This window comes from Phocaeicola sp. HCN-6420, assembly GCF_037890145.1.
In the GTDB taxonomy this organism is placed as follows: Bacteria; Bacteroidota; Bacteroidia; order Bacteroidales; family Bacteroidaceae; genus Phocaeicola.
In genome coordinates, this window is sequence record NZ_JBBKBJ010000023.1 from 47298 (window position 1) to 57518 (window position 10221).

The window sequence follows — 10221 nt, forward strand, 5'->3', positions numbered from 1 at the left end:
GAATTAGCAGTAAAATGCTGGTTTATTTTCAATAATATATATAATAGGAATATTTTTTTTCGTATTTTTGTCTGTTGTTTTTCCACTAAATCACTTATATGAGCGAAGATACTTTCGAAAAAAACGATATCCAATCAAGCGATAAAGAAGCACATTCTGACTATAAACCTGTCGATCAGGGAGACGAAAACGTAAAACATCAGTTGAGTGGCATGTACCAAAACTGGTTTCTGGACTATGCCTCGTATGTTATTCTGGAACGTGCGGTTCCTCATATCAACGACGGACTGAAGCCCGTACAGCGACGCATTCTGCACTCCATGAAACGACTGGACGACGGACGATACAACAAAGTTGCAAACATTGTAGGACATACGATGCAATTCCACCCGCACGGCGATGCATCCATCGGCGACGCGCTGGTACAACTGGGACAGAAAGATTTGCTTATTGACTGTCAGGGAAACTGGGGTAATATCCTTACCGGAGATGATGCAGCGGCTCCCCGATACATCGAAGCCCGTCTTTCCAAATTTGCACTCGACGTGGTATTCAATCCGAAAACAACCGAATGGCAGGCTTCTTATGACGGACGAAACCGCGAACCGGTAACGCTCCCCGTAAAGTTCCCGCTCCTGCTGGCTCAGGGCGTAGAAGGTATTGCCGTAGGTCTTTCATCGAAAATATTGCCACACAACTTCAACGAATTGTGTGATGCCGCCATCTCCTATCTGCATGGGGAGGAATTTCACCTCTATCCCGACTTTCAGACGGGAGGATCCATCGATGTGTCACGCTACAACGACGGCGAACGCGGTGGTGTAGTGCGTGTGCGTGCCAAGATTTCGAAAATAGATAACAAGACACTCTGCATCAGTGAAATTCCGTACGGAAAAACAACATCCTCGCTGATAGAGTCTATTCTGAAAGCTATCGAGAAAGGTAAAATCAAGGTGCGGAAGGTGGACGACAATACAGCCGACAAGGTGGAGATTCTGGTACATCTGGCTCCGGGCGTTTCATCGGACAAGACGCTGGACGCGCTATATGCCTTTACCGACTGCGAGGTAAACATCTCGCCCAACTGCTGTGTCATCGACAACAAGAAACCGCATTTCCTTTCGGTCAGTGCGGTGCTCCGCAAATCGGTGGACAATACGCTGTCGCTGCTGCGTCAGGAGTTGAATATCCAGCGTAACGAAACACTGGAAACGCTGCATTTCGCCTCACTGGAAAAGATATTCATCGAAGAACGCATCTACAAGGACAAGCAGTTTGAACAGGCTGAAAATATGGATGCTGCCTGTGAACACATTGACGAGCGACTGACTCCTTTCTACCCGCAGTTTGTGCGTGAAGTGACCAAGGAGGATATTCTCAAGCTGATGGAGATAAAAATGGCACGCATCCTGAAATTCAACAAAGACAAGGCGGACGAGTTCATCGCCAAGCTGAAGGCTGACATCGAGGAGATAGACAACCATCTGGCACATATCACCGAATATACTATCGACTGGTATACACGTATCAAGGAAAAATATGGAAAGAACTTTCCACGACGTACGGAAATACGAAACTTCGATACGATTGTGGCAACCAAAGTGGCGGAAGCCAACGAAAAACTGTATATCAACCGCGAGGAAGGATTTATCGGTACAGGCCTGAAGAAGGACGAATATATCTGCAACTGTTCCGACATCGACGATGTGATTATCTTCTACAAAGATGGAAAATATAAGATTGTACGTATATCCGACAAGTTGTTTGTAGGCAAGAATATCCTTTACGTGAACATCTTCAAGAAGAACGACAAGCGTACCATCTACAACGTGATTTACCGCGACGGGAAAGAAGGATTCCACTACATCAAACGTTTTAACATAACTTCGATGATCCGCGACCGTGAATATGACGTAACACAGGGTACACCCGGCTCGAAAATCGTGTATTTCACCGCCAACCCGAACGGAGAAGCAGAGGTCATCAAAGTGACGCTCCGTCCTAACCCGCGTATCAAGAAACTGATATTCGAGAAAGATTTCAGTACCATCAACATCAAGGGACGCCAGTCGATGGGTAACCTGCTGACCAAGTACGAGGTACACAAAATCAGCCTGAAACAGCGCGGCGGCTCTACACTGGGTGGCAGAAAAGTATGGTTCGACCACGATGTGTTGCGTCTGAACTACGACGGACGCGGACAGTATCTGGGTGAGTTCCAGAGCGGAGAAAGTATTCTGGTGGTACACAAGAACGGAGAATTCTATACGACCGACTTCGACCTGAACAACCATTACGATGCCGACATCCAGTTCATCGAGAAATTCAATGCCGACAAGGTATGGACGGCGGTACTCTACGATGCCGACCAGCAGAACTATCCGTACCTGAAACGATTTACCTTCGAGCAGACCTCGAAACGGCAGAATTATCTGGGCGAGAACAAGCATAATCAGCTTATTCTGCTGTCGAGCGAGGCTTATCCGCGTCTGCAAGTCGTATTCGGCGGTCACGACAGCTTCAGGGAAGCACTGATTGTAGAAGCCAGCGATTTTGTAGGAGTAAAGAGCTTCAAGGCAAAAGGGAAACGTCTGACAACCTTCACCGTCGACCATATAGAAGAACTGGAACCTACCCGCAAGCCTGAACCTCAAGAAGAAGTTGTAGAAACAGATGTTCCGGATACAGACAACGATACGGACGAAGACAACGAACAAATGACTTTATTCTAAAACCGGAACAATGAAACAGAAGTTAATTATACTGCTCGTCGCCCTGGGAACATTCTTGTCTGTATACGCTCAGGAAGATAGTCTGCAAGCCACACGCTACGTGATGCGGTCTACTCTGGTCGGGGTAGGACACAGCAATGTATTCGAAACATATCTTTCTCCGCTGGAATATACGGGAACCGAGGTACGCTTCATGCACGAAAGCATGCGTATGACACGCATACTTGGAGGAAAGGTTTCCGGGCAAAGCCTGCTTCAGGTCAACGCTTCATACAACAAGAATATTTCGCAGACGGCAGAGATGTATGCCGGGCTGATAAACTGGAGCTATGCCCTGCACTATCAGTTCCGCATGAACGACGACAAGCTGAAAATCCTGGTCGGACCGATGCTCGACCTGAACGGAGGGGTGGTTTACAACCGGCGAAACTCCAACAATCCCGCTCAGGCAAAGGCCTACGGCGGACTGGGCGCATCGGGTATGCTCATCTACAAGTTCCATATAGCACGCTATCCGCTCACGGTACGCTACCAGGCCAACCTCCCGCTACTGGGGGTCATGTTCTCACCCGAATACGGTGAATCGTACTACGAAATATTCTCATTGGGTAACGGAGGCAGAAACGTAGTGTTCACTTCGCTGCACAACAATCCATCACTACGGCAAATGGTGACGCTGGACTTCCCGATACGCAACGTAACGATGCGCGTGGGCTATGTATGCGACATTCAGCAGTCGAAGGTGAACAACCTGAAAAGCCACGCCTACTCGCATGATTTCATGATAGGTTTCGTACGCAACCTGTATCTGCTGCGCGGAAAGAACCGCATCAGCATGCCACTTAAAATAACTCCCTTTTAGCTTATGAAACGACTTGCACACATATTATATACAATGCTGACCGGACTGCTGGTTTTCTCTTCCTGCATACGGGAAGACATCTCCGGCAATACACCCGAAGATAATTTCGAGGCGCTGTGGAAAATCATCGACGAACAGTATTGTTTCCTTGACTATAAAAATCAGGAATACGGACTCGACTGGAACGAAGTGCACGAGCGCTATGCACGCCGCATCACCTCGAATATGACATGGGAAAACCTCTTCGAGGTCCTCTCGGATATGGTAAACGAACTGCACGACGGACATGTGAATCTTTCCAGCTCGCTGGCTACCTCGCAGTACCGCGAATGGTTCGACAGTTACCCGCGCAATTTCAGCGACAGTATCCAAAGCATCTATTTAGGAAAGGATTATACCAACTCTTCAGGACTGACGTACAGCATCTTGGAGAATAACATCGGTTACATCTACTGCTCCAGCTTCTCCAACGGGATAGGCGACGGTAATCTGGACCAGACGCTGAACAAGCTGGCTATCTGCGACGGCCTGATTATCGACGTGCGCAACAACGGCGGTGGCAACCTGACCACGGCACAGAAGCTGGCGGCACGGTTTACCAACGAGAAAGTCCTCGTGGGATACATGTGTCACAAGACAGGTCCCGGACACAATGATTTTTCGGAACCGAAGCCGGTATATATCGAACCGTCCGACGGCATACGATGGCAAAAAAAGGTAGTGGTGCTTACTAACCGACGTTCCTATAGCGCAACAAACGATTTCGTGAACAGCATGAACCAGTTTCCCAATGTAACTCTCGTCGGTGACAAGACAGGAGGCGGTTCGGGACTTCCGTTCAGTTCCGAAATCCCCAACGGCTGGTCTATCCGCTTCTCGGCCAGTCCGATGTTCGATCCCAACATGAACCAACTGGAGTTCGGTATCGATCCTGATGTAAAAGTAGACATGAAAAGTGAAGATATGCAGCGAGGAAAAGATACGATCATTGAAACAGCTTGCGAAATACTAAAGAAATAGCCCTGATATTTTGCTTTTTCAAAAATATAGTATATCTTTGCACACGCAAAAAGGAAACATCTCGTATGTTCCGCTTGCGCCTGTGGCGTAATTGGTAGCCGCGCCAGACTTAGGATCTGGTGCCGCGAGGCGTGTAGGTTCGAGTCCTATCAGGCGCACATAAAAAGGATTTAATAAAATCTTCTCGGAGAATTTATTAAATCCTTTTCTGTTTTTATTACTTTTCGGTCTGCTCCTCGGGCCAGTTCACCAGATAAAGCGTTTCAGTAGCACGGGTAAAGGCAGTATACAGCCAGCGGTAATAATCGGGGGTAAGCATCTCCTCCGTCATATATCCCTGATCGACGAACACACGCTGCCACTGGCCACCCTGGGCCTTATGGCATGTTACGGCATAGGCGTATTTCACCTGAAGCGCATTATACCATGAATCCTCCTTTATCTTTTTCATCCGTTCACGTTTTACGGTAATGTCACTGTAGTCTTCCTGTACAGCCTGAAACAATCTCTCACTTTCCTCTCGTGTAAGAGCAGGAGCATCCGAATGCAAGGTATCCAGCAAAATCTTTACATCGAGTTCCAGATCGTTGTAATCGGGGAAGCATAAGGCGACATCGGCAAAACGGAAACCATACATTTCGTGCGTACGACGTACCCGACGTACTACTGCAATATCTCCATTAGCTATGAAATCCAGCTCCTTGCAATCTGTCCCCCAATAATAATTGTTTTTGGCAACCATCAGCAGGTCGCCGGTATTCAGTTCATCCTCTCTATATAATATGGTATTGCGGATGCCTTTATTATATAGGTTAGCACGCTTGTTTGAACGGCAAATAATCATCGTTTCATCCATGCCTGCCTTGTCATAACATTCATTGATGGTATCTATCAATTCACTTCCTGAAATAATCCGAATATCAGGAAAACCGTTTACCTTTATCTGTGGCAACGAAAAGAAATCTTCTTCAGCAATATATCGTCTGAGGGAAGTTGCATTATACAAAATGCCGGAATCCTGTTCCTGACGAACGACCTGTGTCAGACAATGTTCTGTAACCTCCAGCCCGTACCCTTCCAGCATGGAAGCCGACAGAGCAGGACTTTCCTCCTCTCCCACAGGAGGTAACTGTGCCGTATCACCTATCAGCATCAGCCGACAACCTTGTCCGGCATACACATACTGAATCAAGTCATCCAACAGACGTCCGGTACCAAACATTCCCCCTGACAACCCTTCATTAGCTATCATCGAGGCTTCGTCGACGATGAACAATGTATGCTGGTGCAAGTTCGCATTCATTACAAAATTATCCAACTCGTTGGAAAATGTTCGCTGACGATAGATCTTACGATGAATGGTATAAGCAGGATGTCCTGCATAATGCGAAAAGACTTTTGCCGCACGTCCGGTCGGAGCAAGTAGTACGCACTTCTGTTTCAACTGGTCGAGCGTCTTGACCAACGCACTGATTAAAGTAGTTTTACCTGTTCCTGCATAGCCCTTCAAAAGGAAAACAGCATCGGTTTTCGGGGAAAACAAAAAATTTACAAAAGATTCGATAGTAATTTCTTGCTCACCTGTTGGTTTATAGAAAAAATTTCGTTTAATTTGCTGCGATAAATCATTATTTAACATAAATATCTAATAAAAAGTTCAGATAACTTTGACGTGGTTCAAGTTATTTATTTTATTTTTGCGCTACGAATATAAACTAAAAAAACAAATATTATCATGAAAACAGTTATTAATCTTGTGTTAGCTGCCTGCGCTATTGTTTTGGTATACATTTGCTACGGTAGTATTATGGGTCCTATCAACTTTGACAAAGAGAAAAAAGTCCGCGAAGATGCTATCATCGCACGCTTAATTGATATTCGTAAAGCTCAGCAGGAATATCGTTCAGTACACGCTGGTGCGTACACTGCAAGCTTCGATACTTTGATCAACTTCGTAAAAACAGCCAAACTGCCGTTCATCATGAAAGTAGGTGCTTTGACAGATGATCAGCTGAACAACGGCATGACTGAAAAGAAAGCAATGGAACTGATTAACAAGGCTAAGAAGACCGGTAACTGGAGTGAAGTAGAAAAAGCAGGTTTGCAGAACTTCCGTCGTGATACTATGTGGGTAGCTGTTATGGATACTATCTTCGAAAAAGGATTCAACCCTGATTCATTGGCATTCGTTCCTTACGGAAACGGAGCTAAATTCGAAATGGCTATCCGTAAAGATACTACTAAATCGGGTGCTCCTCTGAACTTGTTCCAGGCTCAGGTTAGCTACGATGTATATTTGAATGACTTAGACAGACAACAATTGATCAACTTGAAAGATACTCAGGAAAAACTTGGTAAATACTGTGGTTTGAAAGTTGGTGATATCGAACAGCCTAACAACAACGCTGGTAACTGGGAATAATTTATTTATGACCAACGGAAATATTGATTTTACAAAATCGAACCAATATACATTATCCATCCGTCTTAGTACGGATGGATTTTCTTTTTCTGTCTACAATCCTCTGGAAGAATGTGACTTTTATTTTCGGACTTATTCCGTAAACACACAACAGTCGATGGCTGCCAATGTGAAAGCCTTTCTTGCACAAACGGATGAACTGAAATATACTTACCGACAGATAAATATTCTTATCCATACAGTCCGCTACACGTCTGTACCTCTCGAGCTATTCGAAGATGAACAGATGGAAACCATCTACTACCAGAACTTCCGGAAACAGAATAACGAAATCGTCTTATGCAATGTATTGGGAAAGAGCAATGTTGTTGTGTTATTTTCCATAGACAAACTGACTCATCTGTTTCTTTCAGAGCAATTCCCCAATGCTCGTTTTTTCTCTACTATCAGTCCGCAAATTGAATATCTTACGAGTCGAAGCAAGTTAGGTAACAATAATAAACTGTATGCCAATATACATGCCAATAGCATGGATGTCTTTGCTCTCGACAAAGGCAGACTACAGCTCGTCAACTCGTATGCCGTAAATAATGCAGGCGACTGTGCATACTACTTGCTGAATATCTGGAAACAACTGACATACGACCAGGAACACGATGAACTGCACCTCACAGGAGATAACATAGTTTATCGACAACAGCTGTCTGAACAGTTGAAACAATATCTTCGGCGAATATTTATTATTAATCCACAAGCGGACTTCAATACGTCGCACACGGCCCGTATCGAAGATATTCCGTTTGATATACAATCTTTACTTATATGCGAGTAATCAGTGGTATCTATAAACGTCGCCGCTTTGATGTTCCTCATACATTCAAAGCACGACCAACAACAGATTTTGCAAAAGAAAATCTCTTCAATGTACTGACCAACTACATCGATTTTGAAGGCATCACGGCACTGGATCTTTTTGCCGGCACAGGAAGCATCAGCATTGAACTGGTTTCACGCGGATGCGAACGTGTCATTTCCGTAGAAAAAGATCCCCAGCATCACGCCTTTATCTGTAAAGTAATGAACGAAGTGAAAACAGACAAGTGCCTTCCTCTACGAGGAGATGTATTCAGATATATGGAACGGTGTAACGAGCAGTTCGACTTCATTTTTGCCGATCCTCCGTATGCACTAAAAGAATTGGCTACAATCCCCGATAAAATTTTTAAGTATAATCTACTTAAGTCTGATGGAATCTTCGTTTTAGAGCACGGAAAAGACCAAAATTTCGAAAGTAATCCACACTTTATCGAACATAGACATTATGGAAGTGTGAATTTTTCCTTTTTCCGATAAACAAATCTTCAAAACCTGAGTATTATATAATAATTATCCCTTGTAGTAACCCAACATTATCTGATACTACAAGGGATATTTTTTATTTCAATGCCTACAGTAACGGGGCAAGTAATCGTACAACCGACTCCATTACTTTATTCTTCCATGAACGCTGTGCCCAGATTTTGCGAGATAGCAGTAAGCTAAATTTCTGGTCAGTCAAAAAGATATTCTTCAGTCGCCTTATGGTTTCTCTGTCATAAAAAAAGACATTCGCTTCGAAATTGTGCTCAAAACTTCGAAAATCCATGTTAGTCGATCCAACTGATGCAAACTCATCGTCGGATACCCATAATTTGGAATGTAAAAAGCCTTTGCGATACAAATATATCTTTACACCAGCTTTCATCAATTCATCTAAATATGACAACGAGCCCATATGAGTAAGAAACGTATCTGCACGCTTCGGCAACATAATACGCACATCAACTCCTCCTAAAGCAGCAATCTGAAAAGCCGTCATGACTTCTTCAGTAGGAAGGAAATAAGGAGTTTCTACGTAAAAATAATGTTTGGCACTGCAAACAGCTTTCATCAGGCCTTGCATCAAATCGTGCCACTCACCCACAGGATCGGATGTCACAACCTGAGCTATAGTAGATCCATAAGCAGATAATTTGGGATAATATTCGGCAGAGGTCAACAATGTACGTTCTACCACATACCAATCAGTCAAGAATGAACTCTGAAGTCCGTATACAGCCTTCCCTTCTATACGCACATGAGTATCTCTCCATATTCCCCAGGATACTCCTTTTATATACCGTTCCGCAATATTCATTCCGCCAATAAATCCTACTCGACCATCAATAATAGCAATTTTACGATGATTACGATAGTTGACTTTACTTGTAAAGCGAGGAAAACGAACTTTCAGGAAACTTTGTACTTCAATGCCTTCACACATCATCTGATCATAAAACATAGGATCGACTCTCCAACATCCTACATCGTCGTACAACAAACGAATTTTTACTCCCTGACGTGCTTTATCTATTAGTAAATCACGAAGTAAACGACCGACTGCATCATCTTCGAATATATAAAACTGCAAATGAATGTGATGCTTCGCCAAACTGATATCGTGCATCAGTGCCTGTAACATTGAGTAACCATCCGTATAAATATCTACAGTATTTCCTTCGAAAACCCACGCGCTATTTACGCGGGTAAAAAAAGACATCAGGCGACTTGTACTTGCTTGTTCTCTCAAATGTTCCTGAGCTTCATATTCAGCTATCGGACGCTTATTAAGGCGTGAGTATCCTTTTCGACTGATTAGTCGTTCTTTTCGGGTATTTTGTCCAAAGAAGAAATAAAAAACGAGTCCTATTATAGGAAGAAAAAAGAGCACTAAAATCCAGGCCATTGTTTTCACCGGATTACGGTTATCTAAAATGACAATAAATATTGTTGCCAATATGATGCCAAAATACAATACATTGAATATTGCAGAAAACAATTCATTGATAACAATCGTATCCATAAGAAATCAGGTTTAAAACAAAAGTACAAGAAATTCTACGGAAAAACAAATACACACATCTACCTTCTTCTATAAACCTCTTTAAAACACTTATCAGATTAATGCAGATGATTTACGTTATACCATCTTCATAACCTTTTACAGCCTACTTCAAAACGGTATAATCAAACGACATCATCACGCTTTAAATCCTCGCAGCAGAAGGAACTCTTTCTTCCGGGATTCCGCCGGGGCAGAGAAAGTCGGAACCCCCTGGGGCAGGGACATAAAAAAAGGTCCCGCAGCACCGTTGCTGCAGGACCCT

8 protein-coding genes and 1 tRNA gene are annotated in these 10221 nt (G+C 43.9%); 7 read left to right on the forward strand and 2 right to left on the reverse strand.

Annotated elements, in window-relative coordinates; translation table 11 throughout:
* Nucleotides 1-98 precede the first annotated feature (98 nt).
* The 4 genes from WKT12_RS12490 to WKT12_RS12505 all read left to right on the forward strand — a co-directional run bounded on the left by WKT12_RS12490 (nt 99) and on the right by WKT12_RS12505 (nt 4772).
* Complete coding sequence (locus tag WKT12_RS12490) at nt 99-2732, forward strand: DNA gyrase/topoisomerase IV subunit A (RefSeq protein WP_340319864.1); 2634 nt, start codon at nt 99-101, stop codon at nt 2730-2732.
* Between the two features lie 10 nt (nt 2733-2742).
* Nucleotides 2743-3594 (forward strand): DUF3316 domain-containing protein, encoded by an 852-nt coding sequence (locus WKT12_RS12495; protein WP_340319865.1) that lies wholly within the window; start codon nt 2743-2745, stop codon nt 3592-3594.
* A 3-nt stretch (nt 3595-3597) separates the two neighbouring features.
* Complete coding sequence (locus tag WKT12_RS12500) at nt 3598-4614, forward strand: S41 family peptidase (protein ID WP_340319866.1); 1017 nt, start codon at nt 3598-3600, stop codon at nt 4612-4614.
* A 76-nt stretch (nt 4615-4690) separates the two neighbouring features.
* A tRNA-Leu gene (locus tag WKT12_RS12505) sits at nt 4691-4772 on the forward strand.
* A 59-nt stretch (nt 4773-4831) separates the two neighbouring features.
* On the opposite strand, the gene WKT12_RS12510 is transcribed toward WKT12_RS12505, so the two are convergent.
* Nucleotides 4832-6253 carry an ATP-dependent DNA helicase gene (locus WKT12_RS12510; protein WP_340319867.1) on the reverse strand — a complete coding sequence of 474 codons (1422 nt, stop codon included), beginning with the start codon at nt 6251-6253 and terminating at the stop codon, nt 4832-4834.
* A 96-nt stretch (nt 6254-6349) separates the two neighbouring features.
* Here WKT12_RS12510 and WKT12_RS12515 point away from each other — a divergent pair, with 96 nt between their 5' ends.
* The 3 genes from WKT12_RS12515 to WKT12_RS12525 are packed head-to-tail and all read left to right on the forward strand — an operon-like array spanning nt 6350 to nt 8389.
* Nucleotides 6350-7036 (forward strand): hypothetical protein, encoded by a 687-nt coding sequence (locus WKT12_RS12515; protein WP_340319868.1) that lies wholly within the window; start codon nt 6350-6352, stop codon nt 7034-7036.
* Between the two features lie 7 nt (nt 7037-7043).
* Nucleotides 7044-7868, forward strand: a complete 825-nt coding sequence (locus WKT12_RS12520; RefSeq protein WP_340319869.1) for a DUF3822 family protein — start codon at nt 7044-7046, stop codon at nt 7866-7868.
* Nucleotides 7859-8389, forward strand: coding sequence for an RsmD family RNA methyltransferase (locus WKT12_RS12525; RefSeq protein ID WP_340319870.1), 531 nt, complete (start codon nt 7859-7861; stop codon nt 8387-8389). Before WKT12_RS12520 ends, WKT12_RS12525 begins: the two co-directional genes overlap by 10 nt.
* Before the next feature lie 94 nt (nt 8390-8483).
* On the opposite strand, the gene cls is transcribed toward WKT12_RS12525, so the two are convergent.
* Nucleotides 8484-9917, reverse strand: coding sequence for a cardiolipin synthase (gene cls, locus WKT12_RS12530; RefSeq protein ID WP_340319871.1), 1434 nt, complete (start codon nt 9915-9917; stop codon nt 8484-8486).
* Nucleotides 9918-10221: the final 304 nt, after the last annotated feature.

Bases quoted from the DNA above. Each gene is read 5' to 3' on its own strand.
- WKT12_RS12490 (WP_340319864.1), top strand. From the start codon at position 99: ATGAGCGAAGATACTTTCGAAAAAAACGATATCCAATCAAGCGATAAA.
- WKT12_RS12495 (WP_340319865.1), top strand. From the start codon at position 2,743: ATGAAACAGAAGTTAATTATACTGCTCGTCGCCCTGGGAACATTCTTG.
- WKT12_RS12500 (WP_340319866.1), top strand. From the start codon at position 3,598: ATGAAACGACTTGCACACATATTATATACAATGCTGACCGGACTGCTG.
- WKT12_RS12510 (WP_340319867.1), bottom strand. From the start codon at position 6,253: ATGTTAAATAATGATTTATCGCAGCAAATTAAACGAAATTTTTTCTAT.
- WKT12_RS12515 (WP_340319868.1), top strand. From the start codon at position 6,350: ATGAAAACAGTTATTAATCTTGTGTTAGCTGCCTGCGCTATTGTTTTG.
- WKT12_RS12520 (WP_340319869.1), top strand. From the start codon at position 7,044: ATGACCAACGGAAATATTGATTTTACAAAATCGAACCAATATACATTA.
- WKT12_RS12525 (WP_340319870.1), top strand. From the start codon at position 7,859: ATGCGAGTAATCAGTGGTATCTATAAACGTCGCCGCTTTGATGTTCCT.
- cls (WP_340319871.1), bottom strand. From the start codon at position 9,917: ATGGATACGATTGTTATCAATGAATTGTTTTCTGCAATATTCAATGTA.